A 26921-nucleotide genomic window follows, 5' to 3' on the forward strand; every position below is an offset into this window, starting at 1 on the left:
TAGCGCTTGATTGATAAGCGCTAAATGCTATGAAATTTGAAGCAATTTTGTTTGACTGCGACGGTGTTCTGGTGGACAGCGAGCCCATCACCAACGGCGTGCTGCGCGACATGCTCAACGAGTCGGGCTGGGCCATCACGCACGAAGAGTGCATGGACTATTTCATCGGCCGGACCGTGCGCAGCGCTACCGCCCGCATCGAGGCCGAGACGGGCCGGCCGCTCACCGACGAGTGGATGGCCAGCTTTTATGCGCGGCGCAATGCCGAACTGGACAGGCGACTGGTTGCCATCGAGCACATCCATCCCGCCATTGAGCGCGTATATGCCCACCAGGGCGGGCGCATTGCCTGTGCCTCGGGGGCCGACCGCTTCAAGGTGGAGATGCAATTGACCAAGGTCGGGCTGATGCCTTTTTTTGAGGGCCGCATCTTCAGCGGCCACGAAGTGCCCCAGACCAAACCTGCACCAGACGTGTATCTGGCCGCCGCTACCGCGCTGCAGGCTGACCCGGCACGCTGCGCCGTGGTGGAGGATTCGGCCATTGGCGTGCGCGCAGGCGTTGCCGCGGGCGCCACGGTGTTTGGCTATGCACCGCAGGGTGGTGGAGAGGCCCTGCGCAGTGCAGGCGCATCGCAGTTGTTTTGCAGCATGGCCGAGCTGCCCGCGCTGCTGGGCTGCTGACACGGGGAAAAACCAAAAACCTTGGGAGAGCACGATGCCGATACAGCGCGCGAAGCAGTGGTTGTGGCGGTCTGCGGTGGTAGCCGCCCTGGCTGTGCTGGCGGGCTGCTCGTCGGTGCGGCCCTGGATCAATGAGCCTCTGCAACCCGAGGACCAGGCCGTCCCCGAGCGCAAGATCGAGCACGATCCCTCCATCCTCGTCGTCGTGACGCTTTCTGGCGGCGGCGCGCGGGCGGCCGCCTTCAGTTTTGGCGTGTTGACCGAGATGCAGGCCACGCGTTTTGAATGGAACGGCCATGACACCACCTTGCTTGACGTCACCGACGTGGTCAGTGGCGTCTCGGGCGGCAGCATCGTTGCCGCGTACCTTGCGGCACACGGTATCGACGAGCTACCCCGCTTCGAGCACGAGTTTCTGCGCCAGAACTTCCAGAACAGCCTGATCACGCAGGTGCTGCGTCCGGCCAACCTGGTGGACCTGACCTCACCCTGGCTGGGGCGCACCCACCTGCTGGCGCGGCGGCTTGACGAACTGTACGGCGGCCTCACCTTTGGCGACATCGAGCACCGTCCGCGGCGCCCGCAGTTGCTCATCATGGCCACCGACATGTCGCTGGGCGCGGGTTTTGAGTTCACCAGAGAGCAGTTCTCGTTGATCTGCTCGGACCTGCGCAAGGTGCCGCTGTCGTTTGCCGTGGCTTCTTCGTCGGCGGTGCCGCTGTTGCTCAGCCCGATGACACTCAAAAACTACGCCGACCAGTGCCCCGCGCGCCAGGCCCCCGGAGGCATCCGTTCGCAGGCAGGCATGGGCGACTACCGGGCGCGGCTGTTCCGCGCGAACGAACTGAGCTACGCCGATGCGCAGCGCAAACCATACATTCACCTGCTGGATGGTGGCTTGGCCGATAACCTGGGCGTGCAGCGGCTGCTTGACCGGGCTCTTGCAGGCGGGGGGCTACGGGAGACCTTCAGCGACGCGGGTATTGCGCCCGGCACCATCCGCAAGCTGGTGCTGATCACGGTGAATGCCGAGCGCGACCCTTCTGTCAACGTCGACATGAGCGACAAGGTGCCCAACATGGCGCATGTGGTGGATGCCCTGCTGTTCGGCACGGGCGCGCGCGCCACGCGCGAGACGCAGGAGTTTCTGCGCGACGTCACCCGGCAATGGCGGCAGTCGCTGGCTTCTAACCCTGCTGGTAGCGCTGACGTATTTGCGCCCGATGCCGAGATCCATGTCATCCCCGTGAATCTGCGCGACGCGCCGGACGATATTGCGCGCCGTCGCCTGCTTCAGGTGCCCACGGCGTTCTCGATCAGCCCCGAAGAGGTGACAGACCTCATCGAGGCGGGTGGCAGCGTGCTGCGCCACTCGCCTGAGTTTCGGGCGCTGGTGCAGTCGCTGTTGCCCGCGCAGCCAGCCAAACGGTCGCTGCAGGCCAGCGACTGAGGGCTGTGGGTTGCGCGGCCGCTCAGGGCTGCGTGTCGGGTGCAGGGGTGGTGGGCACACCCTGCGCCTGGGCTGCCTCGATCTGCGCGGCCATCGCCCGCTGGTAGCCGGGGCGCTCTTGCAGGCGCTGCCAATAGCCTTGTGTGGCTGGGCCAAACTGCGCAGCCAGCCCCAGGTGCTCTGCCAGCAATAGCGCATACCCCACCGACACATCGGCCGCTGTGAAGCGGCCCGCGCACAGGTGCTCACCATGTGCCAGCGCGGCTTCGACGGCACGCAGCCGGGCCAGGAACCAGCGGCTGTAGTCCTCTACCACTTGGGGCTGTCGGCGTGCGGGGGGCTCGAAGCGGCTGTAGCGCAGTACCAGAGTTTGCGGGAAGGTGAGAGTGGCATCGCTCATGTGCAGCCAGTTGAGGTAGGCACCAAAAGCGGGGTCGATTGGGCGCACGTCCAGGCCCGCATCGGGATGCGCAGCGGCCAGGTACTGGCAGATGCCTGCAGACTCGGTCATGCGCACGTCGCCCTGCACCATCAGCGGCACTGTGCCCAGCGGGTTCAGCTCCAGAAAGCTGCGCGCCAGGACGCGGGGCGGGAAGGGCAGCATATGCAGGGTGTAGGGCAATTGCAGCTCTTCCAGCATCCACAAGGGGCGGAACGAGCGGGCGCTGACGCAGTGGTACAGGTGGATCATGGCGTGCGGGAAAGATGCAGCGTTGACGCAAGCCGGGGCGCTGCTGTGAATGGAGGGGCCACGGGTCAACGCGGAGTTTCTGAGTGGGCTTTCCAGGTGCTGTCGGGCTTCCAGTGGAGCACCCAGCCGGGCAACTCGCTGGCAGGCATGGGCGGAGCGATGCCGTAGCCCTGTGCGCGCTCACAGCCCAGGGGGAGCAGCAGGGCGCCATGGGCGATGGTTTCCACCCCCTCGGCGATGACCTCGCGGTGGAAGGCCTGGGCCAGGCCGATCACGCCTTTGACGATGGCCAGGTCGTCGGGGTCGCTCTGCATGTCGCGGATGAAGCTTTGGTCGATCTTGATGACTTCTGCATTCAGGCGCTTGAGGTAGGTGAGCGAGGAGTAGCCGGTACCGAAATCGTCGAGCGCGAAGCGCACCCCCAAGGTCTGGCAGCGCTGCATGATGTCGGCGACCTGGGCGATGTCTTCCAGCGCGCTGGTTTCGAGGATTTCAAGCTCCAGGTGGTTCGGCGGCACGTCGGGCTGTGCGGCCAGGAGCTCCGCCAGCCGAGGCACAAAGCCTTCGCTCTGCAGTTGCAGTGCGTCGATGTTCACGCTCACTGCCAGTTCGATCCCCTCTTTCCGCCATTGCGCCATCTGGCGCAGTGCCGTGGCGAGAACCCATTCCCCTACCTCGATGCTGATGGCATGGCCCGCCATGGCGGGCAGGAAGGCGGCGGGCGGAAGCAGCCCGCGTTCGGGGTGGTTCCAGCGGATCAGCGCCTCGGCCCCGAGGACCTGGCCGGTGCGCATGTTCACCTTGGGCTGGAAGTACAGCACGAACTCGCCGCGCGCCAGGGCCTTGCGCAGGCGGTCGATCTCCTCGCGCTGGGCCTTTATTGCCGAGTCGTGGGCTACGTCGAACAGGTGGTATCGGTTTTTGCCTGCCTGCTTGGCCAGGTACATGGCCTGGTCGGCGTGGCGAATCAAGAGATCGGGGTCAACGCCGTCGGCTGGGTACAGCGTCACGCCGATGCTGGCGGAGACCTGCAGCAGGGCATCGCTGATCTGTATCGGATCGGACGCCGCGCGCAGCATTTGTGCAAGCACCGGCTCGCAGTTCTGCGCATGCTCCAGATCGACGAGCACAGCCACGAACTCATCGCCGCCAGTGCGAGAAAGCGTGTCGCCCTCACGCAGGGCCGCTTTCAGGCGGTGGGCCAATGCCACCAGCAACTCATCGCCGCGTTCGTGGCCGTGGTGGTCGTTGATGGCCTTGAACCCGTCCAGGTCGAGAAGGGCCACCGCCAGCGACTGGCCTGCACGCTGGCAGCGCAGCATGGACTGCTGCAGGCGGTCGGCCAGCAGAACCCGGTTGGGCAGGCCGGTCAGGGCGTCGAAATGGGCCACCTTCTCCAGCTGGCTCTCGTGTTCCTTGAGCTGGGTGATGTCGGTGAACAGCGCCACGTAGTGCTGCACTTCGCCGTTGGCGCCATGTACGGCGCTGATAGTGACCATCTCGGCGTACAGCGACCCATCCTTGCAGCGGTTCCACATCTCGCCGCTCCAATGGCCGTGGACGATGAGCTTCTGCCAGAGGTTGGCATAGAACTCCGGACCTTGCCGGCCGGACTGGAGCATGCTGGGGTTGTTGCCGATCGCTTCCTCGCGTGTGTAGCCGGTGATCTGCGTGAACATGTCGTTCACGTCGATGATGGTCCCGCGCGGGTCCGTGATGATGATGCCTTCGCGCGCATGGGTGAACACGCTGGCTGCGAGCTGCAGTTTTTCGTGCGCCTGCATGCGCTCTGTGATGTCGTGGAACGAGCCCATCATGGTCAGGGTTTGCCCCTGCGCGTCCCGCTGGGTCACGCGGCCGCGCCACAGGCCCGAGATCCAGTGCCCGTCGCTGTGGCGAATGCGCTGGATGGCCTCGAATTGTTCCGTCTCGCCCTTCAGGCTGGCGCGCAGGGTCCGGTCCAGCATCGGCAAGTCATCGGGGTGGGTCCAGAGCCGCCAGGTGGCTATTGGCATGCGGGCCAGCTTCTCCGGGGCGTGGCCGAATATCTGCGCCAGGATGTCGTCGCTCTGCACCATCTGGGTCTGCAGGTCCCAGCTCCACATGCCCATCTGCGCAATCTGCATGGCCAGGCCAAGGCGGTCCTTGGCGGTCTGTAGTTGGCTGCTCTGCGCGTGGAGCTCGGATTCGATCCGCAGGCGATCCTCCACCATGGTGTTGAAGCCCGTGGCCAGATCGACCAGCTCCCTGGGGCCGGAGGGCTCGGCCAGAGCGGCCGGTTGGCCTTGGCTGAAACGGTAGATCGCCTGCGTCAACGAGTCGAGGGGACGTTCGATGCGCCGTGCCAGCGCCAAGGCAAACAGAGCCAGGGCCAGGACGATGAACAGGCCCACGGCGGCACTTGTCATGGCCTCGCGCTGTGCGTGGCGGGTGACCGCGGCACTGGGTACGCCAAAAAAAGCGACCCAGTTGGTTTCGGGGACGGCAGCGGATGCGTAGTGGCGCGCGATGCCGTCGGCACTGGTGAGTTCGAAATCCCCTGTGCGGATCTCTGCGATCTTGCTGTCGGTGGCCCAGTCCGGGCGAGAGCCGATGAGCAGGTTGGCGTTGTTGTTGTGCCAGATCAGCGTGCCGTTGGTCGCGATGACACCGAAGAGGCTGTTCGGCGGGAGCTCCCACGCATCGAGGCGGGGCCGGAATACCCGCAGATCGAGAGGCAGGTGCACTGCGCCTACGATCTCTCCGTCCAGGTCACGCACGGGCACACTCAGCATCGAGATCCATTTGCCCGTGATCGCGCCCAAGTGGAGGCCGCCGACATTGAAGCGCTGCTCGGACATGGTGGTCTGAAACCAGTCGGTGGCGCCCACGTTCACCGGCCGGTTGTCGGGCAGGGGTATCGCCGAGCACAGGATGTTGCCCGCGCGGTCGGAGTAGGCGATGTTGGCGAACTCGGGCAAAAGCGCGTTCAGGTCCACCAGCATGTCGTCGCACCGCGCAGGGTCCATGGCCTGGACCTGGGGCCGATCGGCGATGAGCCGCAGAATCTCGTGTGCCGATGCGATCTTGCTCGAAAGATCGGCGGCGATGCTGGCCGACAGCGAGCGCTGGGCTGCCCGGGCGTCGTCCAGGGCGTTTTCTGCGTTGCGCAGCACGTTGAAGCCAAGCGCCCCGATCAGCGGGATGACCAGCGCAACCACCAGCAACAAGAGATACGAGCGAAGAGGAGCTTTCATCAATGTGGGAGCGCAGAGGTCACAGCTTGGATGCATGTCCGCAGACGCAAGTTCTGCAAGAGGGCGGGCCTGCGGCTCAGCGCGGATTCATCCTGTGGGGGTCGCACGAATATGTAGTAATTTGTAATTTCATTCAAGATGCGCGGCGCCATGGTGGCACAAGATGGGTTTGTGTCACAAGTCGAATCGGAGATGAAAGGGAGCGCGCTGCCCGCCACCAGGACGGGCGGGGCGGGGGCAGGGTTCTCCGGCGGCGGGTGTTGTCTGGCCGCAACGTGAGGACGCAGGGGGCGGGTTAGGCCGAGTTGCGTGCGCTGCGGCGGAATTCGGCGGGTGACTGTCCCGTCCAACCGCGAAACGCGCGAATGAAACTCTTCTCATTCACAAACCCAGCCGCCTCGGCCACCTGTTTGATGGGGCGGTCGGTGCGGTGCAGCAAATCCATGGCACGGCTCTGGCGCACCTCATCCTTCAGTCCCTGCAGTGTGGCGCCTTCCTCCTTGAGCTGGCGGTGCAAGGTGCGGGGCGACACATGCAGCAGATGGGCCAGAGTGTCGGCGCTGTGCAACGGCAGGGCGGCTGCGGCATACCCGCCGTGGCCCGCCTGCGGCGCCCCCAGCAACTGCCGCACGCGCTGCACCAGCAGGCGATCGCGCCGGTATTGCAGCACCGTGAGCGGCAGGGCGTGCTGCAGCATTTGGCGCAGGGCGGCCTCGTCGCGCCGCAGGGGCAGGGCCAGGTAGCGTGCATCGAACGTGACGGCGGTGTGCGTTGTGCCAAAGGTGACCGGTGCGCGAAACAGCACGCCATACGCCTGGGCATGCGCGGGCGCCGCGAACGCAAACTGCGCCGACAGCAGCGGGATGCGCGAATCCACCATCCAGCATGACAGGCCCAGCGGGTTGCGCAGCATGGACACCAGACAGAATTCGCGCAAGGCACCCAGGTCGCGTGCCTCGGTGATGGCCAAGGTGGCTATACCGTCCTGCGTGGTCAGGTGCAGCGCGATGTCGTCCGCCAGCAGCCCGTGGTGGCGGCACCACCGCGCCAGCGCCACGCCCAGGTGGGGCGAGCTGATGGACGCGCGCGCCAGCATGCCGTAGCTGCCCCAGGGCAGGCGGCGGCTGAACCAGCCCAGCGCCTCGTCATCCAGCTCCTGCATCGCCGCGTCCGAGACTTGCTCCATCTGCCAGGCCGTGATGCGGGCCTCGTCGTCTTGCAAAAGCTGCGGCGCAATCTGTGCCTGGGCCAGGGCGCGCTCGGGGTTCAGGCCGCGTCGTTCGTAGGCCAGCGCAATGGCGCGCACGAACGCCATGGGTGTAGCGGCTGGTGGGGATGCAAGGGATTTCACCGTCCCGAGTGTGCCCTAGTCGTGGCACGATTTGCAACCATTGTGGCAACCCATTGGGGGGGCACGCTTCTATGCTTATGGGTCGCGGCCCTCCGTGCGCAGGGCCGGGCGACCCAGGAGACCCAACGAATGACGAGTGCAGCTTCCGTGAACCCCGCGCCGCTGACAGGCAGCTACGCCCAAGGCGCCACCGATGTTCCCCTGATCGAGCAGACCATCGGAGCCTTTTTTGCCGACATGGCGGCCCGTCAGCCCGACCGTGAAGCGCTGGTGAGCGTGCACCAGGGGCTCCGCTACACCTATGCCCAACTGCAGACCGAAGCGCAGCGCCTGGCCAGTGCGCTGCTGGGCCAGGGCCTGGTGCCTGGCGACCGCGTGGGCATCTGGTCGCACAACAATGCCGAGTGGGTGCTGATGCAACTGGCCACCGCGCAAGTCGGCCTGGTGCTCGTCAACATCAACCCCGCCTACCGCACTGCCGAGGTGGAGTACGCGCTCAACAAAGTGGGCTGCAAGCTCTTGGTGAGCATGGCGCGCTTCAAGACCAGCGACTACCTGGGCATGCTGCGCGAGCTGGCGCCCGAGTGGGCACACGGCACGCCGGGCCAGTTGGAGGCCCAGCAACTGCCGCTGCTGAACACGGTGGTGTGGATCGACGAGGCCGGACAGGGTGCCAACGAGCCGGGCCTGCTGCGTTTTTCCGACCTGATCGCGCGCGGCGACGCGGCCGACCCGCGCTTGGCTGAGGTGGCCGCCACCTTGAAGGCCACCGACCCCATCAACATCCAGTTCACCAGCGGTACCACGGGTTTCCCCAAGGGTGCCACGCTCACGCACCGCAACATCCTCAACAACGGCTTCTTCATCGGCGAATGCATGAAGCTCACGCCCGAGGACCGCCTGTGCATCCCCGTGCCGCTGTACCACTGCTTTGGCATGGTGCTGGGCAACCTGGCCTGCTTCACGCATGGCGCCACCATCGTCTACCCCAACGACGGGTTCGACCCGCTCACGGTGCTGCAGGCGGTGCAGGACGAGCGCTGCACCGGCCTGCACGGCGTGCCCACGATGTTCATCGCCGAGCTGGACCACCCGCGTTTTGCGGAGTTCAACCTCAGCACGCTGCGCACCGGCATCATGGCTGGATCGCCGTGCCCCACCGAGGTGATGAAGCGCGTGGTGGGCGCGATGAACCTGCGCGAGATCACCATTGCCTACGGCATGACCGAAACCAGCCCCGTGAGCTGCCAAAGCAGCACCAACACCCCGCTGGACAAGCGTGTCTCTACCGTGGGCCAGGTGCAGCCGCACCTGGAGGTCAAAATCGTGGACCCCGACACTGGCGCCGTGGTGCCCATTGGCCAGCGCGGCGAGTTTTGCACCAAGGGCTATTCGGTGATGCACGGCTACTGGGGCGACGAGGCCAAGACGCGCGAGGCCATCGATGCGGATGGCTGGATGCACACCGGCGATCTCGCCACCATGGATGCCGAGGGCTACGTGAACATCGTGGGCCGCATCAAGGACATGGTGATCCGGGGCGGCGAGAACATCTACCCGCGCGAGATCGAAGAGTTTTTGTACCGCCATCCCCAGGTGCAGGATGTGCAGGTGGTGGGCGTGCCCGACCAGAAATACGGCGAGGAACTGTGCGCCTGGATCATCGCCAAGCCCGGAACGAAGCCCACCGAGGACGACATCCGCGCCTTCTGCAAGGGCCAGATCGCGCACTACAAGGTGCCGCGCTACATCCGCTTCGTCACCAGCTTTCCGATGACGGTGACGGGCAAGATCCAGAAGTTCAGGATCCGCGACGAGATGAAGGACCAGCTGGGCCTGGTCGAAGCAAAAACCGCTTGAGAAAGCACGAATCCGTATGACCATTCTCGATACCCAACTCAACGCCCGCTCGGCGGACTTTCTGGCCAATGCGGCCGCCATGCGCACGCTGGTGGATGATCTGCGCGCCCAGCTCGACAAGGTGGCCCAGGGCGGCGGCGAAGCAGCCCGCGCCAAGCACACCGCCCGTGGCAAGCTGCTGCCGCGCGAGCGTGTGCAGATGCTGCTGGACCCCGGAACGCCCTTCTTGGAGCTTGCGCCCCTGGCCGCGCTCAACATGTACAACAACGATGCGCCCAGCGCCGGGCTCATCGCGGGCATCGGCCGTGTGAGCGGTGTGGACTGCATGGTCGTGTGCAATGACGCCACGGTGAAGGGCGGCACCTACTACCCGCTCACCGTCAAGAAGCACCTGCGCGCGCAGGAAGTGGCGCAGCAGAACCACCTGCCTTGCATCTATTTGGTGGACTCGGGCGGCGCCAACCTGCCCAACCAGGACGAGGTTTTCCCCGACCGCGACCACTTCGGCCGCATCTTCTTCAACCAGGCCAACATGAGTGCCCAGGGTATCTCGCAGATCGCCGTGGTCATGGGCTCGTGCACAGCAGGCGGCGCTTACGTGCCCGCCATGAGTGACGAGTCCATCATCGTCAAGAACCAGGGCACCATCTTTTTGGGCGGTCCGCCGCTGGTGAAGGCTGCCACGGGCGAGGTCGTCACGGCCGAGGACCTAGGCGGTGGCGATGTACACACGCGCCTGTCGGGCGTGGCCGACCACCTGGCGCAAAACGACATGCATGCGCTGCAGTTGGCACGCAACGCAGTACGCAATTTGAATAAAAACAAGGCTCTAGCGCCCGCTGATCAAGCGCCAATAGCTCCTAAGTTTGTAGCAGAAGAGCTGTATGGCGTGATCCCCGTGGATACGCGCAAGCCCTTCGACGTGCGCGAGATCATCGCCCGCATCGTGGATGGCAGCGAGTTCGACGAGTTCAAGGCACGCTACGGCACCACGCTGGTCACGGGCTTTGCGCGCATCGAAGGCATGATGGTCGGCATCATCGCCAACAACGGCATTCTGTTCAGCGAGTCGGCCTTGAAGGGCGCGCACTTCATCGAGCTGTGCTGCCAGCGCAAGATTCCGCTGGTGTTTTTGCAGAACATCACCGGCTTCATGGTCGGCCGCAAGTACGAAAACGAAGGCATCGCGCGCAACGGCGCCAAGATGGTCACGGCCGTGGCCACAGCCAGTGTGCCCAAGTTCACCATCATCATCGGTGGCAGCTTTGGCGCGGGCAACTACGGCATGTGTGGCCGTGCGTACAGTCCCCGTTTTTTGTGGATGTGGCCCAACGCACGCATCAGCGTCATGGGCGGCGATCAGGCGGCTGGGGTGCTCGCCACTGTCAAGCGCGACGGCATCGAAGCCAAGGGCGGCCAGTGGAGCACGGAGGAAGAAGAAGCCTTCAAGGCCCCCATCCGCCGCCAGTACGAAGACCAGGGCCACCCCTACTACGCCACCGCGCGCCTGTGGGATGACGGCGTGATCGACCCCGCCGACACGCGCCGCGTGCTGGCGTTGGGCCTGGCGGCCACGCGCAACGCACCGATTGAGGACACGAAGTTCGGCCTGTTCCGGATGTAGACCCACCGATTGCTCCACCGCACCGCCATGCCTGTTGTCCTCCTTCGCTGCTTGCTGCCCGCCGCCGTCCTCGGGCTGGCCGCTGCTTGCGCTGGCGCTGCGCCTGTCTTGCAGCGCGTGGACATGCCACCGCTGCCCTCCGGCGTGGTGCTGCGCGCGCACTGGTTGCCTGCGCAGAGCGAAGGGCGTAGCCCCGCCGTGCTCGCGCTGCATGGCTGCGGCGGGCTGTACGCCAAGGGCGGCGGCCTGGCCGAGCGTTACCGCGAGACGGCTGACCGCCTGCACGCCGCAGGCTACGCGGTGCTGATGCTCGACAGCTTCGGCTCGCGCGGCCTGCGCGAGATCTGCCAGACCCGCTATCGTGAGCGCAGCGTGGACGTGGCCCAGCGGGTGTTGGATGCGCGTGCCGCGCTGGCCTGGCTGGCGGCCCAGCCGCAGGTGGATGCACGGCGCATCGGCGTGCTCGGCTGGTCCAACGGTGCGACCACCACTTTGAACTTGCTGGAGCAGCGCCGCATCCATCCCGAGCCGGGCGAGCCCGCCATCGCCGGTGCGGCCGTGTTCTACCCCGGCTGCGCCCCGCTGGCCAAGCGCCAGGCCGCGTTGGAGACCGCCCCGCTGCTGATGCAGTTGGGTGCCCTGGATGACTGGACCCCTGCTCAGCCGTGCGTGGACTTTGCGCGCAGCCTGCAGGTGCAGAGCGGCAGCGATGTCTCCGTGCGGGTGTATGAGGGCAGCTACCACGGCTTTGACGGCACGGCCCCCGTCCGCCTGCGCACCGATGTGCCCAACGGCACCTCGGCTCAGGGCGTGCACCAGGGTGGCAACCCCGAGGCACGGGCCAAATCACTGGCCGCGCTCGATGAATTCTGGAGCCGGGTGCTGGTCGCCCGCGAGCCATCTCTTGTTCCATCTCCGCGAGCCGAACTGGCCGCAACTACGCCATGAGCACCAATCTCTCCATCACCCAAATCGGCGCCGTGGCGTACATCACGCTCACCCAGCCCGAGATCCGCAACGCCTTCAGCGATGAAGTCATCGCCGAGCTGACCGCCGCCTTCACCGATGTGGGAGGGCGTGCGGATGTGCGCGCCGTGGTGCTGGCGGCCAAGGGCCCGGCCTTCTGCGCGGGCGCCAACCTCAACTGGATGCGCCGCATGGCCGACTACACGCGCGCCGAGAATTTGGCCGACGCGGGCAAGCTGGCCGAGATGCTGCGCGTGATCTATGAATGCCCTAAACCCACGATCGCCCGTGTGCAGGGCGATGTGTACGCCGGCGGCATGGGCCTGGTGGCGGCCTGCGACATGGCCGTGGCGGTGGACACAGCGGGTTTTTGCCTCAGCGAGGTCAAGCTCGGCCTCATCCCCGCCACCATCAGCCCTTATGTGATCCGTGCCATGGGCGCGCGCGCTGCGCACCGTTACTTCCTCACGGCCGAGCGGTTTGGCGCAGCAGAAGCACTGCGCATCGGCTTCGTGCATGAGGTGGTTGCGGCGGACCAGCTCGACGCCAAGGTCGATGAACTGCTCAAGGCCCTGACCAGCGCCAGCCCCAACGCCGTGCGTGCCTGCAAGAAGCTGGTGCTTGATGTGGCAGAGCGTGAGATCAACGCGGGCCTGATAGCGGCCACGGTGGAGGGCATTGCCGACATCCGCGCCAGCGACGAAGGCAAGGAGGGCGTGCAATCCTTCCTGAACAAGCGCAAGCCCAACTGGCTGGTGGGCTGACCGACCTGCACGGAAAGACATCTGCCATGAACACCATCTGGAACAACATCGTGCAGTGGCTCCACACGCTGGGGCTGCATGTGGATGGCGGCACCGCGCGCGCCGTGGGCGATGCGGCGGCCAATGTCACGGCCCAGCTCGACATGCCCAGCTTGCTGGCGCTGGCCGCCGCGCTGGGCTGGGCCAGTGGCTTTCGGTTGTATGCCGTGGTGTTCATCACCGGGTTGGCGGGCATGGTGGGCTGGATTGCACTGCCGCCAGGCCTGTCGGTGCTGGCGCATCCGGCCATGTTGTCGGCCAGCGGTTTCATGCTGTTCGTCGAGTTTTTCGCCGACAAGATTCCGGGCCTCGATTCGTTGTGGGACATGCTGCAAAGCGTGATCCGCATTCCCGCAGGCGCGGCGTTGGCTGCGGGCGCGCTGGGCGCCGACAGCGCCACCATGGGCCTGGCCGCAGCGCTCTTGGGCGGTAGCCTGGCCGCCACCAGCCAGGCCGCCAAGATGACCACACGCGCGGCCATCAACACCTCGCCAGAACCCTTCAGCAACATCCTGGCGAGTCTGTTTGAGGATGGCGTTGTGGTTGTGGCCGTATGGCTGGCCGCCACGCACCCGGTGCTCTTTGGTGTGCTGCTGTGCATCGTCGTGGTGTGCATGTGGGTGGTGACCTGGGTGCTTTTCAAATTCCTGCGTGCGGTGCTGCGCCGTGCGTCTCGTTTCTTTTCTGGCTCCCCTGGAGTGGCTTAAATGTTTACAAAAATCCTGATTGCCAATCGTGGCGAGATTGCCTGCCGCGTTGCTGCGACCGCCAAGCGGCTGGGTGTAAAAACCGTCGCCGTGTACTCCGATGCCGACGCCAGTGCCAAACATGTGGCCGTGTGCGACGAGGCCGTGCACATCGGCGGCAGTGCGCCCAAGGAGAGCTACCTGCGCTGGGAGCGCATCATCGAGGCAGCCAAGGCCACGGGCGCACAAGCCATCCACCCCGGTTACGGTTTCCTGAGCGAGAACGAAGAGTTTGCGCAGGCCTGTGCCGACGCGGGCCTGGTTTTCATCGGCCCGCCTCCTTCGGCCATCAAGGACATGGGGCTCAAGGCCGAGTCCAAGCAGCTCATGGAAAAGGCGGGTGTGCCCCTGGTGCCCGGCTACCACGGCGCCAACCAGGACCGCGCCCTGTTGCAGGCCGAAGCCGACCGCATTGGCTACCCCGTGCTCATCAAGGCCAGCGCCGGTGGTGGTGGCAAAGGCATGCGCGCGGTGGACAAGGCCGAGGACTTTGCCGCCGCGCTCGACTCGTGCAAACGCGAGGCCATCAACAGCTTTGGCGACGATGCGGTGCTGATCGAAAAATACGTGCAGCGCCCGCGCCACATCGAGATCCAGGTGTTTGGCGACACGTTGGGCAATTACGTGTACCTGTTCGAGCGTGATTGCTCGGTGCAACGCCGCCACCAGAAGGTGCTGGAAGAAGCCCCCGCACCCGGCATGACCGAGGCCATGCGCCAGCAGATGGGCAATGCCGCAGTGGCTGCCGCGCGGGCGGTGAACTATGTGGGCGCGGGCACGGTGGAGTTCATCGTCGAGCAGCGCGCCGATGGTTCCATGAACTTCTTCTTCATGGAGATGAACACCCGCCTGCAGGTGGAGCACCCGGTGACCGAAGCCATTACCGGCCAGGACCTGGTGGAGTGGCAACTGCGTGTGGCCTCGGGCGAACCGTTGCCTCTGCAGCAGGACGAACTGCGCATCACCGGCCACGCCATCGAAGCGCGTATCTGCGCCGAAAACCCCGACAACAACTTTCTGCCTGCCACAGGCTCGCTCAATGTTTATGGCCTGCCCGAGTGCGTGACGTTTGAACGGGGCTCCGTGCGCGTCGATTCCGGCGTGCGCCAGGGCGACGCGATCAGCCCGTTCTATGACTCGATGGTGGCCAAGCTCATCGTGCATGGCGACACGCGCGAACAAGCGCTGGCCCGGCTGGATGAAGCGCTGGCCCAGACCCACATCGTGGGCCTGGCGACCAATGTGCAGTTTCTGCGCCGTGTGGCGCGCACCGAATCGTTTGCCAAGGCCAACCTCGACACCGCGCTCATCCCGCGTGAGCAGGCCGTGTTGTTCCATCAGGAAAGCGTGGGTCTGCCGCTGGCCGCTGCTGCTGCCGTGGCGCAAACCCTGCTGCGCGAGCGCGCCAGCGAGGGCGTGGACCCGTTCAGCCGCCGCGACGGCTTTCACACGCACGGTGTGGTGCAGCGCCGTTTCGAATTTGAGTTTTGCGGCGAGCATGCCAAGGCTTGGCTCACCTATGAGCGCAGCGGCAGCCTGCACCTGTCTGTGGGCGAAGGTGCCGCGCAGGTGGCGGGTCCGCTGGTGTTCAGCGCGGGGGCACAAGGCATTGAGCTGCAGTTTGCGGGCCAGCGCACACGCGCCGCCGTGTACGCGCAGGGCGAGGTGGACCATGTGTTCACCCCCACGGGCGCGACGCAGATCACCGCCATTGACTTGCTGGCCCACTCGGGCGAATCCGCCGCCGAGGGCGGGCGCCTCACGGCGCCCATGCCAGGCAAGGTAGTGTCGTTTGCCGTGAAGGCGGGCGACGCCGTGACCAAGGGCCAGCCGTTGGCGGTGATGGAGGCCATGAAGATGGAGCACACCATTGCCGCCCCGGCCGACGGCGTGGTGCAGGAACTGCTGTACGCGCCCGGCGACCAGGTCACCGAAGGGGCCGAGTTGCTGAAACTCGTGGCTGCCGAGAAGGCATGAGCGTTGCGGGGGCACCCCGCGCGTGACAGCGCGCAGGGTGCAATGCCGTTACCCTTGGGTGCCATGAAGATCACCTTTTGCTGTACCGACACCAAGGCCGAGCCTTGGCTGCAAGGGCTGGCCACTGCGCTGCCGGGGGCAGAAATTTCCGCGTGGCAACCTGGCGCTCCGCAGGCCGACTGCGCCGTGGTCTGGGCGCCGCCCCAGCAGTTCATGGATGATCAACCGGGCCTCAAAGCCCTGTTCAATATCGGCGCGGGCGTGGACGCATTGCTCAAGCTGCGCCTGCCGCCCAACGCGCTGGTGGTGCGGCTCGATGATGCAGGCATGGCTGTACAGATGGCTGAGTACGTGTGCCACGCGGTCATTCGCCACTTTCGGGAATTCGACGGCTACGAGGCCGACATGGCGGCCGGGCGCTGGGGCTACCGCAAGCCACGGCTGCGCAGCGACTTCCCCATCGGCGTGATGGGCCTGGGCGTGCTGGGCGAGCGTGTGGCCCGGGCGCTTGCGCAGTTTGAATTTCCCGTCAACGGCTGGAGCCGCAGCCCCAAGGCCATCGATGGCGTGCGCGCCTTCAGTGGTGCAGCGCAGTTCAACGATTTTCTGGCGGCGAGCCGCGTGCTGGTCAACCTGCTGCCGCTCACGCCTGACACGGCCAACGTGATGAACAAGGACACGCTGGGCCGACTGCAGCCCGGCGCCTACGTCATCAACGTGGCGCGCGGCGCGCATTTGGTGGACGAAGACCTGCTGGCCCTTATCGACAGCGGCCATGTGGCGGGCGCCACACTCGACGTGTTTCGCACCGAGCCCTTGCCCGCGGGCCATGTTTTCTGGAACCACCCGCGCATCACCCTCACCCCCCACACCTCGGCGCGCACGTTGCGCGACGAGAGCATTGCCCAGATCGCACGCAAGATTGCCGCGCTGCAGCGGGGCGAGGCGGTGGCGGGCATCGTCAATCCGGCGCGCGGGTATTGAACCTCCTCGCGCCTTTTCCTTCTTCAGGACCCGCCATGACCTCATCCATCCCCTCCCGCGTACGGCTCATCGACGTAGGTCCGCGTGACGGCCTGCAAAACGAAAAAACACCCGTGCCCGCCGCCGTCAAGATCGAATTGGTGCACCGCCTGCAGGCTGCGGGTTTGCAGGAGATCGAGGTCACCAGCTATGTCAGCCCCAAGTGGGTGCCACAGATGGCCGACAACCACGAAGTGATGGAGGGTATCGCCCGCCAGCAGGGCGTGGCGTACTCGGTGCTCACGCCCAACCTCAAAGGTTTTGAAGCCGCCGTCATCGACCAACCGGGCGAGATCGTGGTGTTCGGATCGGCCAGCGAAGCCTTCAGCCAGCGCAACATCAACTGCAGCATTGCCGAGAGCATCGAACGCTTTGCGCCCGTGGTGGAGGCCGCTCTGGCGGCGGGCATCCGCGTGCGCGGCGCGATGAGCTGCACCGTGGGCTGCCCATATGAAGGCGAGATCGCCCCCGAGCGCGTGGCGTATCTCGCGGGTTTGCTCAAGGGCATTGGCGTGCAGCGCGTGGACGTGGCCGACACCATCGGCGTGGGCACGCCGCGCAAGGTGCAGCGCGCCATCGAGGCCACGCTGCAGCACTTCGGCATCGACGAGGTGTCGGGCCATTTTCATGACACCTACGGCCAGGCGCTGTCCAACACGCTGGCCGCGCTGGAGATGGGGGTGTGGAACTACCAGTCGTCCGTGGCCGGGCTGGGCGGCTGCCCCTACGCCAAGGGCGCCACGGGCAATGTGGCCACCGAAGACGTGGTGTACATGCTGCAGGGCATGGGCATCGAGACGGGCATCGACCTTGATAAGCTCATCGATGCGGGTGCGTACATCAGTGATTTTCTGGGGCGCAAACCCAACTCCCGTGCAGCCAATGCGCTGCTGACCAAGCGCGCCGGGTAAGGCCCGGTGCAGGAGACGAATACCGTGTGTGGAGCTGAACTGAAAAATCTTCCCGAAGGCGTGCAGCGCGTGGCCGCTGCCCTGCAATCGCTCAACCACCCCCACATGCCCCAGATGCTGGACGATGCCGCGCGCACGGCCCAGCAGGCGGCTGACGCGCTGGGCATTGGCGTGGGGCAGATTGCCAAGAGCATCATCTTTCGGCGCAAAAGCGACGATGTGGCGGTGCTGGTGGTCACCTCGGGCGACCGGCGTGTGGACGAGAAAAAGGTGGAGGCGCTGGTGGGCAAGATCGGCCGGGCCGATGCCGAGTTTGTGAAGGCGCGCACCGGGTTTTCGATTGGCGGCGTGTCGCCACTGGCCCATGCCACGCCGCCGGTCACGCTGATCGACCAGGACCTGCTGCGGTTCGACGTGGTGTGGGCCGCTGCGGGCCACCCACACGGCGTTTTCCCGTTGCACCCGGCCGATTTGCAGCGCCTGACCGGCGCGCCCGTGGTGGACGTGGTGCAAGGCCCGGCGGATACGCCCGCGAAGGGGGTTTTGTGAGTGCTATCGATTTGCTAGCTGCTCGCGCTTGTCAATCAAGCGCTAACGGCCATTTTGATGCAAATAGTGCAGAGCCTGTGCCGTCACCCTGCATCTCGGTGTGCCGCATGTCGCCCGACCGCAGCCACTGCGAGGGCTGCTTTCGCACGTTGGACGAGATCCGGATCTGGTCGCGTGCCGATGGCAGCCTGCGCCGTGGCATCTGGATGCAATTGTTGGAGCGCGCGGGTATTCCGTTGGTAGCGCAGGAGACGCAGCCATGAAGCACATCACCTTCTATCTCGACTTTGTGTCGCCCTACGCCTGGCTCGCGTTCGAGCGCCTGCCCGAAGTGCTGGAGGGGCTGAACTACAGCGTGGCCTATCAGCCCGTGCTGCTGGGTGCCTTGCTGCAGCAGCACGGCAACCCCGGCCCGGCGGGCATTGCCCCCAAGCGCGACTGGACCTACCGCCATGTGACCTGGCTGGGCCATGCGCAGGGCACGCCGCTCTCAATGCCTGCGCGCCACCCGTTCAACCCGCTGCCCCTGCTGCGCCAGGCGCTGGCCTGCAGCGACGACGGTTTCATCAACCGCTTTGTGGCGGGCGCGGTGCTGCGCCATGTGTGGCAGGGCGGGCACGATGCGCTGGACGCTGAGCGCCTGGCCGCGCTGGCGGCGGAGCTGGCCGACCAGATCAAGCCGGGGCAGGATGTGAACAGCGAGGGCCCCAAGGCCTTGCTGCGCGCCAACACCGAAGCTGCGCAGGCAGCGGGGGTGTTTGGCGTGCCCGCGTTCGCGGTCGATGGCAAGCTGTTTTGGGGGCTCGACGGCCTGCCCATGCTGCGCGCCTACCTCGATGCCGACCCCTGGTTCGAGGGGCCCGAGTGGGAGGCCGTGCGTCAGGTTCCATCGGGCTTGCCACCCAAAAACTGAGCTGTTCTCGCATGCTGAAAGCGCCTCTGCGGGTTTCACCCTAAGTTGTCAGAGAGCGGTCAGTTTGGTGCAAGCTCTTGTTGGTTTCGCGTCAGAGCGTGGTCAGTGCCATCTCCAAGAATGCGTACAGCCGCGCCGCTGCGCGGTCTGAATAACCAATAGGAGACACACACCATGGCAACAGTCCATCCCGCACCGCGGCCGATGACGCCCGAGGAGCGAAAGGTCATCTTCGCTTCTTCGCTCGGCACCGTTTTCGAGTGGTACGATTTTTACTTGTACGGCTCGCTCGCGGCCATCATCGCCAAGCAGTTCTTCAGCGGTCTGGATGCGGGCTCTGCCTTCATCTTCGCGCTGCTGGCGTTTGCGGCGGGCTTCATTGTTCGTCCGTTCGGCGCCATCTTCTTTGGCCGCCTGGGCGACATGATCGGACGCAAATACACGTTCCTGGTCACCATCCTGATCATGGGCCTGTCTACCTTCATCGTGGGTATCCTGCCCACCTACGCCTCCATTGGTGTGGCCGCTCCCGTCATCCTGATCGTGCTGCGCCTGCTGCAAGGCCTGGCACTGGGCGGTGAGTACGGCGGTGCCGCCACCTACGTGGCCGAGCACGCTCCGCACGGCAAGCGCGGCGCCTACACGGCCTGGATTCAGACCACCGCGACGCTGGGCCTGTTCCTGTCGCTGATGGTGATTCTGGGCACCCGCACCACGTTGGGCGAAGAAGCCTTTGCTGACTGGGGCTGGCGCATTCCGTTCATCGTGTCGATCCTGCTGCTGGCCATCTCGGTCTGGATCCGCCTGTCGATGAACGAATCCCCCGCCTTCCAGAAGATGAAGGCCGAGGGCAAGACCTCCAAGGCCCCGCTGAAGGAATCCTTCGGTGAGTGGAAGAACCTCAAGATCGTGATCCTGGCGCTGGTAGGCTTGACCGCCGGCCAGGCCGTGGTGTGGTACTCGGGCCAGTTCTATGCACTGTTCTTCCTTACGCAAACGCTCAAGGTCGATGGCGCCACTGCCAACATTTTTGTGGCCATCTCGCTGCTGATCGGTACGCCGTTCTTCATCGTGTTCGGTTCGCTGTCCGACAAGATCGGCCGCAAGCCCATCATCCTGGCAGGCTGCCTGCTGGCCGCGCTGACGTACTTCCCCGTGTTCGGCGCGCTGACCAAGGCGGCCAACCCCGCCCTGGCCGAAGCCCAAGCCAAGAACCAGGTTATCGTCACGGCCGACCCCAAGGAATGCTCGTTCCAGTTCAACCCCACGGGTACGACCAAGTTCACCAGCTCGTGCGACATCGCCAAGCAGGTGCTGGCTGGCGCTTCGGTGAGCTATGAGAACGCTGTGGCTGCCGCTGGTACGCCCGCATCGATCAAGATCGGTGAAACGGTCATCACCTCGTACTCCAGCAAGGGCCTGCCCGCTGACGAAGCTAAGAAGAAGGACGGCGAGTTCAAGAAGGCTGTGGCTGATACGCTCAAGGCGGCTGGCTATCCCACCAAGGCAGACCCTGCCCGTATCGACAGGGTCATGGTCATCGCGATCCTGGTCTATCTGGTGCTGCTGGTGACCATGGTGTACGGCCCTATTGCCGCCATGCTGGTGGAAATGTTCCCCACCCGTATCCGCTACACATCGATGTCGCTGCCTTACCACATCGGTAACGGCTGGTTCGGCGGCCTGCTGCCCACCACGGCGTTCGCCATCGTGGCCCAGACCGGCAATATGTACAACGGCCTGTGGTACCCCATCATCATCGCGGGTGCTACCGTGGTGATTGGTGGCCTGTTCATCAAGGAAACCAAGGACGTGGACATCTACGCCAACGATTGATTGATCAGTACGTAACCACTGATCGGTATTGACCGGTGTGCAGGGCCCGACCCGCGAGGGGCGGGCCCTGTGTTCCATCAAGGGGCTTGTGCCGCACAGCACAACCTATAACGCCGCGCTCCAGGCCCTTTGATTGAACAAACCCATTCAAGGAGATATTTATGTGGAAGATTGCTGTTGGCTTCGTTTTGTTCGCAGCCCTGTCGATGTACGTGATCATCAAGGCGGGTGACAAGGCCGACATGGGCGGTGAAAAGCATGGTGCAGATGCCGTGCATGCGCCTGAGCCCGCTGCGGCCAGTGCCCCGCCAGCTGCCGCCCCTGCCGCTGCAGCGGCCCCCGCATCCGCCGCCAGCGCCCAGTGAGTGGCGGCGCGATGACGCCGTGAAGCCGGTTTCGGCACACACGGCGTTCAGCGGAGTCAGAAACAAAAAAACAAAGCCCGGTGCCATGTTGGCACCGGGCTTTTTATTTATTTGCGTGTGGCGGCTTGTTGGTGTGTGGCCGCCCGCCTTTCAGCGCCGGAAGCGGCCAGCCGGGCCAATGATGGACAGGTCCGCAAAATCCAATCCGGTGTGGTCGTCCGGGCTGTAGCTCACTTCCAGTCCGCCAAGATCGAACTTGCGAATGCCTTCCAGGGCCGCCTGGATGCTGCTGCGGGTGGGCTTGGGGCCAGCCCGTCTGAGGCCCTCGACCAGCACCTTGGCGGCGGCAAAGCCCTCCAGCATGGCCGGGCTGATCTCTTTCAGGCCCTTGGCCTTGGCCAGCTCCTGGGCTTCTTTGACCATGGGGTAGGTCACGGCGCGTTCATTGGGATAGACCTGGGTCACGATCACGCCACGCGCGTTTTTGCCCAGGCTCTTGATGAACCCCCCAGACGCGTTGTTGGACAGCGTGACGATCTGCGCTGTCGAGCCCGCCGCGCGGAACGCATCGCCGCCATCCACCACGGCGGTGCCAGATGCCACCATCAACACCGCTTGCACATTGCCCTTGGCGATCTTCTCTGCAATGGGCGCGAAATCAGGCTTGGTGCGGTTGAACTTTTCGGACACCGTTGCGGTGAGCTTGGCGCCTGCGAGCCCCTTTTCTGCCCCCAATACGCCATCCCTGCCAAAGCTGTCGTCTGCATACACCAGCGCGATGCGGGTGATGCCCATCGAGGCCAGGTGGGTGATCGCCTTTTCGGCTTCTCGCTGGTAGGTGGCCCGCACATTAAAAATCTGCTTGCGTACCGGCTGGTGCAGCACCATGGCCCCGGTGGAGGGCGCCACCAGCGGCACCCCATGCTTTTCGAGTAAGGGAATCATGGCCTCGGTATGGGGCGTGCCGCGCGTGAGGAACATGGCGACCACGTTCTGCTCCTCGATCAGCTTGCGTGCGTTTTCGGCGGCCAGCTTGGGTTCGAACTTGTCGTCCAGCGAGGTGAGCTCGATTTTCTGGCCGTTCACGCCCCCCTTGGCGTTGATGGAGTCGATGTACAGCAACGCGCCGTCGGTGGTTTCCTTCACCCCCGCCGCCACCTGGCCGGAGAACCCCGCCGTCTGGCCGATCAGGATCTGGGCATGGCTGGCAGTGCCCAGGGAAAGGGCCAGGACGGCGCCCGCCCACAGTGTCTGCCATTGTTTCATGGCTGTCTCCTCGTTGTCTTATGAAAGAGGCAGTCTAAACCTATGCTTCCACGCCACTCCAAGGGGTTTTTCCGAGGGATGACTCTTTGCGCCTCATTTGAAGCAGCACACCGCATTCCAAGGGCAATCGGCAGCGCCGGGCGGGGCGGTCTCCGCGTCTCTAGAATGTTCTGCCTCACACCCGAAAGACCGCTTTCATGACCCAGGGACTGATCCGAATCCGCGGCGCACGCCAGCACAACCTCAAGAACCTGGATCTGGACATCCGCACCGGTGAATTGACGGTGGTCACGGGCCCCAGCGGCTCGGGAAAATCCAGCCTGGTGTTCGACACCCTGTATGCCGAGGGCCAGCGGCGGTATGTGGAGACTTTCAGCGCCTACGCGCGCCAGTTCCTCGATCGCATGGACAAACCTGCCGTGGACAAGGTCGAAGGCGTGCCCCCGGCCATTGCCATTGACCAGACCAACCCCGTGCGCTCCAGCCGTTCCACCGTGGGCACGATGACGGAGCTGAACGACCACCTGAAGCTCTTGTTCGCGCGCGCGGGCCAATTGTTCGACAAACAGACGGCGCAGCCGGTGCGGCACGACTCGCCCGAAACCATCTACGCCGAGCTGGCCGCGCGTTGTGCCGCAGCCGGTGATCCGCGCATCGTGCTGACCTTTCCGGTGGAGCTGCCTGCCAACACGTCGGCTGAACAGGTCGAGCAATGGCTGTCCGCCAGCGGTTTCACCAAGGTGCAGGCCGAGCGTGAAGTGGCCACGCCCACGGGGCCGCGCAAGGTGCTCGATGTGGTGGCAGACCGGTTCCGTCTGGGCAATGCCGAGAAAGCGCGGGTGATCGAGGCCATTGAGGTCGCGCTCAAGCGCGGCACGGGGCGACTCAATGTGTATGTCCTCCCATCCGTTCAGCCTGAGCTTGTCGAAGGCCGGGACACTGTTTCGACCCTTCGACAAGCTCAGGACACGCCAAGCTCAACGCGAACGACGGATGCGCCCGAACTGTGGCGCTTCTCCACCGGCCTGCATTGCCCCGACAGCGACCTGCGCTACAGCGATCCCGTTCCATCGGCTTTCTCGTTCAACTCCGCCGTGGGCGCGTGCGAGAGCTGCCGGGGCTTTGGCCGCGTGATCGGGGTGGACTATGGCCTCGTCATCCCCAACGACAAGCTCACGCTGCGCGCTGGCGCCATCAAGACCATCCAGACCCCCGCATGGAAGGAGGCGCAGGACGACCTCATGCGCCACGCCGAGACGGCGGGCATCCCGCGCGACACGCCCTGGTACAAGCTCACCGACGACCAGAAAAAATGGGTGATCGGGGGCACACCAGGTTACAAGGACGGGCAGTGGAGCAAGCAGTGGTACGGCATCAAGCGCTTCTTCGAGTACCTCGAAAGCAAAGCCTACAAGATGCACATCCGCGTGCTCTTGTCCAAATACCGCAGCTACACACCATGCCCCACCTGCGCGGGCGCACGCCTCAAGACTGAAAGCCTGCTTTGGCGCATCGGCCGCAAGGAAGACGCCGACGCGGTGCTGGAGCCCGGCAAACGCTTCATGCCCGAGGGCGTGTTGTGGTCGCGCGAGCAGCTCGAAGCGTTGCCCGGCCTGTGCCTGCACGACCTGATGCTGCTGCCCATCGACCGGCTGCGCCGTTTCTTCGACCGCATGCAGCTGCCCGTGGGCGACGATGCCAAGGGCGGCGACGCCCAGGCGCTCAAGCTGCTGCACGAAGAAATCACCACCCGCCTCAAATACCTGTGCGACGTGGGCATTGGCTACCTCACGTTAGACCGCCAAAGCCGCACGCTGAGTGGTGGCGAGGTGCAGCGCATCAACCTCACCACCGCGCTGGGCACCAGCCTGGTCAACACCTTGTTCGTGCTGGACGAGCCCAGCATCGGCCTGCACCCGCGCGACATGCACCGCATCACCGAGGCCATGCTGCGCCTGCGCGATGCGGGCAACACGCTGGTGGTGGTCGAGCATGACCCGGCCGTGATGCTCGCGGCCGACCGCATGATCGACATGGGCCCCGGCCCGGGGCGCCTGGGCGGGCAGATCGTGTTCGACGGCACCACGGCGGATTTGCGCAACGCCGACACCCTCACCGGCGCCTACCTGGGCGGGCGCAAGCAGGTGGGCTTTGGCTTCAAGCGCATGGTGACGGAATCGACACCGCGCCTCATCCTCGAAGGCGCGCGCGAGCACAACCTGCAGAACGTGTCGGTCGAGTTCCCGCTGCAGCGTCTGGTCACCGTGACGGGCGTGAGCGGCTCGGGCAAGTCGAGTCTGATCCAGGACGTGCTGGCGCCCGCGCTGCTGCGCCACTTCGGCAAGGCCACCGACACGCCGGGCGCGCACGACCGCATGCTGGGCGCCGACCACCTGTCGGACGTGGTGTTTGTGGACCAGTCACCGATTGGCAAGACGGCGCGTTCCAACCCCGTGAGCTATGTGGGCGCGTGGGACAGCATCCGCGAGCTGTATGCGGTGGCCCCGCTGTCCAGGCAGCGCAGCTACACCGCCAGCAAGTTCAGCTTCAACAGCGGCGACGGGCGCTGCCCGACCTGCGGGGGCTCGGGCTTCGAGCATGTGGAGATGCAGTTCCTGAGCGACGTGTACCTGCGCTGCCCGGATTGCGATGGCAAGCGCTACCGGCCCGAGATTCTGGAGATCACCATCGAACGCGGCGGCCGCAGCCTCAACGTGGCCGACGTGTTGGCTCTCACGGTGGCCGAGGCGGCCGACCTGTTTGCGGGCGACCGCGACGTGATCCGCGCACTGCAACCCATCGTGGATGTGGGGCTCGAATACGTGGCGCTGGGCCAGCCCGTGCCGACCTTGTCCGGCGGCGAGGCGCAGCGCCTCAAGCTCGCGGGCTTCCTGGCCGAGGCCGCGCGCGTGCAAAGCAAGTCGCGCCAGGCCGTGGCGCGCAAGGGCACGCTGTTTTTGTTCGACGAGCCCACCACCGGCCTGCACTTCGACGACATCGCCAAGCTCATGCGCGCGCTGCGCAAGCTCATTGATGCGGGGCACTCGCTCATCGTCATCGAGCACAACCTGGACGTGATCCGCGCGAGCGACTGGCTCATCGACCTGGGCCCCGAAGGCGGCTATGCAGGCGGGCTCATCGTGGCCGAAGGCACGCCCGAGGATGTGCGCGCCCATGCCACCTCGCACACCGGCCAAGCGCTGCGCGACTACGAGCTGGCGCTGGGCGTGGGCGGCCACTCGGTGCACGAAAAAGCTGCGGCGCTACGAAAAAAGGAGCTGCTTGGGCAAGAGGGACGAGCGCCAGTGGCCAAAAACGCCATTGAAATCGTCAACGCCAAGGAGCACAACCTAAAAAACCTGAGCGTGGACATTCCGCGTGGCCAATTCAACGTGGTGACGGGCGTGAGCGGCTCGGGCAAATCCACGCTGGCGTTCGACATCTTGTTCAACGAGGGCCAGCGCCGCTACCTTGAATCGCTCAACGCCTATGCACGTTCCATCGTGCAGCCCGCAGGCCGGCCCGAGGTGGATGCGGTGTATGGCATTCCGCCCACCGTCGCCATCGAGCAGCGCCTGTCGCGCGGCGGGCGCAAGTCCACCGTGGGCACAACCACCGAGGTGTGGCACTTTCTGCGCCTGCTGTACGTCAAGCTCGGCACGCAGCACTGCACCAAAGACGGCGCCGCCGTGCGGCCGCAAACGCCCGACAGCATCGCAGCGCAACTGCTGAAGAACTTCCGGGGCCAGCACATCGGCCTGCTCGCGCCGCTGGTGATGAACCGCAAGGGCGTCTACACCGAGCTGGCCGACTGGGCCCGCCCGCGTGGCTACACACACCTGCGTGTGGACGGCAACTTCTTGCCCACCACGGGCTTCCCGCGCATCGACCGCTTCAAGGAGCACACCATCGAGCTGCCCGTGGCCAGCCTCGATGTGTCGCCCGAGAACGAGGCCGCGTTGCGCACAGCACTGGCCGACGCGCTCACGCACGGCAAGGGCGTGGTGCATGTGCTGAGCGACATTGCCAGCCTGCGCGCCGCGATGGAAAGCGGGCAGCCCACGGCAAACATCGGCACGCTGCAGGCGTTTTCCACCAAACGTGCCTGCCCCGTGTGCGCCACCAGCTATGCCGAGCTGGACCCGCGCCTGTTCTCGTACAACAGCAAACATGGCTGGTGCCTCGACTGCGTGGGCACGGGCGTCAAGCTCACCAAAGACCAGCGCAAGGTGTTTGACGACTCGGTGCAGGACGACAAGGAAAAAGGCCGCGAGCAGACCTTTGCCGAGCCCGAGGTGGAAGACCTGGCCGACACCGCCTGCCCGAGTTGCAGCGGCACGCGCCTGAACGCCACGGCCCGCGCCGTGCGGTTTGCAGGCGTGGGCATCACCGACATTGCAGCGCTGTCGGTGACGGACGTGCGCCGCTGGGTGGAGACCCTGCGCATCGAAGGCGGCATGACCCAGCGCGAGGCGGACATTGCCCGCGACCTGGTGCCCGAAATCCAGAGCCGCCTTGAATTCCTCGAAGAAGTGGGCCTGGGCTACCTCACGCTGGACCGGGGTGCACCCACGCTCAGCGGGGGCGAGGCGCAGCGCATCCGCCTGGCCGCGCAACTGGGCAGCAACCTGCAGGGCGTGTGTTACGTGCTCGACGAGCCCACCATCGGCC

20 protein-coding genes are annotated in these 26921 nt (G+C 65.2%); 16 read left to right on the forward strand and 4 right to left on the reverse strand.

Going from position 1 to position 26921, the window contains the following annotated elements:
* The first annotated feature begins 29 nt into the window (after nt 1-29).
* Together Q0105_RS18150 and Q0105_RS18155 are read left to right on the forward strand one after the other, a co-directional pair.
* Nucleotides 30-683, forward strand: coding sequence for an HAD family phosphatase (locus Q0105_RS18150; protein WP_298213670.1), 654 nt, complete (start codon nt 30-32; stop codon nt 681-683).
* Between the two features lie 34 nt (nt 684-717).
* The gene (locus tag Q0105_RS18155; protein ID WP_298213672.1) at nt 718-2133 is read left to right on the forward strand and encodes a patatin-like phospholipase family protein; all 1416 of its coding nucleotides are present in this window, start codon (nt 718-720) and stop codon (nt 2131-2133) included.
* Nucleotides 2134-2155: 22 nt separating this feature from the next.
* On the opposite strand, the gene Q0105_RS18160 is transcribed toward Q0105_RS18155, so the two are convergent.
* The 3 genes from Q0105_RS18160 to Q0105_RS18170 form a co-directional block, all read right to left on the reverse strand.
* Entirely contained in the window at nt 2156-2824 is a 669-nt protein-coding gene (locus tag Q0105_RS18160) for a glutathione S-transferase family protein (protein ID WP_298213674.1), read from the reverse strand.
* Between the two features lie 65 nt (nt 2825-2889).
* Nucleotides 2890-6060: an EAL domain-containing protein gene (locus tag Q0105_RS18165; RefSeq protein WP_298213676.1), complete on the reverse strand. Its 3171-nt coding sequence runs from the start codon at nt 6058-6060 to the stop codon at nt 2890-2892.
* Between the two features lie 295 nt (nt 6061-6355).
* Entirely contained in the window at nt 6356-7375 is a 1020-nt protein-coding gene (locus Q0105_RS18170) for an AraC family transcriptional regulator (RefSeq protein WP_298213678.1), read from the reverse strand.
* A gap of 165 nt (nt 7376-7540) precedes the next feature.
* Between Q0105_RS18170 and Q0105_RS18175 the strand changes: the two genes are divergently transcribed.
* The 13 genes from Q0105_RS18175 to Q0105_RS18235 all read left to right on the forward strand — a co-directional run bounded on the left by Q0105_RS18175 (nt 7541) and on the right by Q0105_RS18235 (nt 20984).
* The gene (locus tag Q0105_RS18175) at nt 7541-9271 is read left to right on the forward strand and encodes an AMP-binding protein (RefSeq protein WP_298213680.1); all 1731 of its coding nucleotides are present in this window, start codon (nt 7541-7543) and stop codon (nt 9269-9271) included.
* Nucleotides 9272-9287: 16 nt separating this feature from the next.
* The gene (locus Q0105_RS18180; protein ID WP_298213682.1) at nt 9288-10895 is read left to right on the forward strand and encodes a carboxyl transferase domain-containing protein; all 1608 of its coding nucleotides are present in this window, start codon (nt 9288-9290) and stop codon (nt 10893-10895) included.
* A gap of 27 nt (nt 10896-10922) precedes the next feature.
* Nucleotides 10923-11843 carry a dienelactone hydrolase family protein gene (locus tag Q0105_RS18185; protein WP_298213684.1) on the forward strand — a complete coding sequence of 307 codons (921 nt, stop codon included), beginning with the start codon at nt 10923-10925 and terminating at the stop codon, nt 11841-11843.
* Nucleotides 11840-12625 (forward strand): enoyl-CoA hydratase/isomerase family protein, encoded by a 786-nt coding sequence (locus tag Q0105_RS18190; protein ID WP_298213686.1) that lies wholly within the window; start codon nt 11840-11842, stop codon nt 12623-12625. Before Q0105_RS18185 ends, Q0105_RS18190 begins: the two co-directional genes overlap by 4 nt.
* 26 nt (nt 12626-12651) lie before the next feature.
* Nucleotides 12652-13371 (forward strand): DUF4126 domain-containing protein, encoded by a 720-nt coding sequence (locus Q0105_RS18195; protein WP_298213688.1) that lies wholly within the window; start codon nt 12652-12654, stop codon nt 13369-13371.
* Entirely contained in the window at nt 13372-15387 is a 2016-nt protein-coding gene (locus Q0105_RS18200; RefSeq protein ID WP_298213690.1) for an acetyl/propionyl/methylcrotonyl-CoA carboxylase subunit alpha, read from the forward strand.
* Nucleotides 15388-15450: 63 nt separating this feature from the next.
* Nucleotides 15451-16371, forward strand: a complete 921-nt coding sequence (locus Q0105_RS18205; RefSeq protein WP_298213692.1) for a glyoxylate/hydroxypyruvate reductase A — start codon at nt 15451-15453, stop codon at nt 16369-16371.
* Nucleotides 16372-16406: 35 nt separating this feature from the next.
* Nucleotides 16407-17321, forward strand: coding sequence for a hydroxymethylglutaryl-CoA lyase (locus tag Q0105_RS18210; RefSeq protein ID WP_298213694.1), 915 nt, complete (start codon nt 16407-16409; stop codon nt 17319-17321).
* A 24-nt stretch (nt 17322-17345) separates the two neighbouring features.
* The gene (locus Q0105_RS18215; RefSeq protein WP_298213695.1) at nt 17346-17870 is read left to right on the forward strand and encodes a YbaK/EbsC family protein; all 525 of its coding nucleotides are present in this window, start codon (nt 17346-17348) and stop codon (nt 17868-17870) included.
* Entirely contained in the window at nt 17867-18133 is a 267-nt protein-coding gene (locus Q0105_RS18220; protein WP_298213697.1) for a DUF1289 domain-containing protein, read from the forward strand. The genes Q0105_RS18215 and Q0105_RS18220 overlap by 4 nt, the downstream gene beginning before the upstream one ends.
* On the forward strand, nt 18130-18783 hold the full coding sequence (locus Q0105_RS18225; protein ID WP_298213699.1) for a 2-hydroxychromene-2-carboxylate isomerase: 654 nt from the start codon (nt 18130-18132) through the stop codon (nt 18781-18783). The genes Q0105_RS18220 and Q0105_RS18225 overlap by 4 nt, the downstream gene beginning before the upstream one ends.
* A 174-nt stretch (nt 18784-18957) precedes the next feature.
* Nucleotides 18958-20619 (forward strand): MFS transporter, encoded by a 1662-nt coding sequence (locus Q0105_RS18230; protein ID WP_298213701.1) that lies wholly within the window; start codon nt 18958-18960, stop codon nt 20617-20619.
* Nucleotides 20620-20780: 161 nt separating this feature from the next.
* On the forward strand, nt 20781-20984 hold the full coding sequence (locus Q0105_RS18235; RefSeq protein ID WP_298213703.1) for a hypothetical protein: 204 nt from the start codon (nt 20781-20783) through the stop codon (nt 20982-20984).
* A gap of 150 nt (nt 20985-21134) precedes the next feature.
* Here the strand turns inward: Q0105_RS18235 and Q0105_RS18240 are convergent, their stop codons facing one another.
* Entirely contained in the window at nt 21135-22250 is a 1116-nt protein-coding gene (locus Q0105_RS18240) for an ABC transporter substrate-binding protein (protein ID WP_298213705.1), read from the reverse strand.
* A gap of 197 nt (nt 22251-22447) precedes the next feature.
* On the opposite strand from Q0105_RS18240, the gene uvrA reads away from it, so the two are divergent.
* On the forward strand, nt 22448-26921 hold a 4474-nt coding region (gene uvrA / locus Q0105_RS18245; protein ID WP_298213707.1), incomplete at its 3' end, for an excinuclease ABC subunit UvrA.

Origin of the sequence: Acidovorax sp. (assembly GCF_027492855.1) — a bacterium.
Lineage (GTDB): Bacteria > Pseudomonadota > Gammaproteobacteria > Burkholderiales > Burkholderiaceae_C > Acidovorax.

Bases quoted from the DNA above. Each gene is read 5' to 3' on its own strand.
- Q0105_RS18150 (WP_298213670.1), top strand. From the start codon at position 30: ATGAAATTTGAAGCAATTTTGTTTGACTGCGACGGTGTTCTGGTGGAC.
- Q0105_RS18155 (WP_298213672.1), top strand. From the start codon at position 718: ATGCCGATACAGCGCGCGAAGCAGTGGTTGTGGCGGTCTGCGGTGGTA.
- Q0105_RS18160 (WP_298213674.1), bottom strand. From the start codon at position 2,824: ATGATCCACCTGTACCACTGCGTCAGCGCCCGCTCGTTCCGCCCCTTG.
- Q0105_RS18165 (WP_298213676.1), bottom strand. From the start codon at position 6,060: ATGAAAGCTCCTCTTCGCTCGTATCTCTTGTTGCTGGTGGTTGCGCTG.
- Q0105_RS18170 (WP_298213678.1), bottom strand. From the start codon at position 7,375: ATGGCGTTCGTGCGCGCCATTGCGCTGGCCTACGAACGACGCGGCCTG.
- Q0105_RS18175 (WP_298213680.1), top strand. From the start codon at position 7,541: ATGACGAGTGCAGCTTCCGTGAACCCCGCGCCGCTGACAGGCAGCTAC.
- Q0105_RS18180 (WP_298213682.1), top strand. From the start codon at position 9,288: ATGACCATTCTCGATACCCAACTCAACGCCCGCTCGGCGGACTTTCTG.
- Q0105_RS18185 (WP_298213684.1), top strand. From the start codon at position 10,923: ATGCCTGTTGTCCTCCTTCGCTGCTTGCTGCCCGCCGCCGTCCTCGGG.
- Q0105_RS18190 (WP_298213686.1), top strand. From the start codon at position 11,840: ATGAGCACCAATCTCTCCATCACCCAAATCGGCGCCGTGGCGTACATC.
- Q0105_RS18195 (WP_298213688.1), top strand. From the start codon at position 12,652: ATGAACACCATCTGGAACAACATCGTGCAGTGGCTCCACACGCTGGGG.
- Q0105_RS18200 (WP_298213690.1), top strand. From the start codon at position 13,372: ATGTTTACAAAAATCCTGATTGCCAATCGTGGCGAGATTGCCTGCCGC.
- Q0105_RS18205 (WP_298213692.1), top strand. From the start codon at position 15,451: ATGAAGATCACCTTTTGCTGTACCGACACCAAGGCCGAGCCTTGGCTG.
- Q0105_RS18210 (WP_298213694.1), top strand. From the start codon at position 16,407: ATGACCTCATCCATCCCCTCCCGCGTACGGCTCATCGACGTAGGTCCG.
- Q0105_RS18225 (WP_298213699.1), top strand. From the start codon at position 18,130: ATGAAGCACATCACCTTCTATCTCGACTTTGTGTCGCCCTACGCCTGG.
- Q0105_RS18230 (WP_298213701.1), top strand. From the start codon at position 18,958: ATGGCAACAGTCCATCCCGCACCGCGGCCGATGACGCCCGAGGAGCGA.
- Q0105_RS18235 (WP_298213703.1), top strand. From the start codon at position 20,781: ATGTGGAAGATTGCTGTTGGCTTCGTTTTGTTCGCAGCCCTGTCGATG.
- Q0105_RS18240 (WP_298213705.1), bottom strand. From the start codon at position 22,250: ATGAAACAATGGCAGACACTGTGGGCGGGCGCCGTCCTGGCCCTTTCC.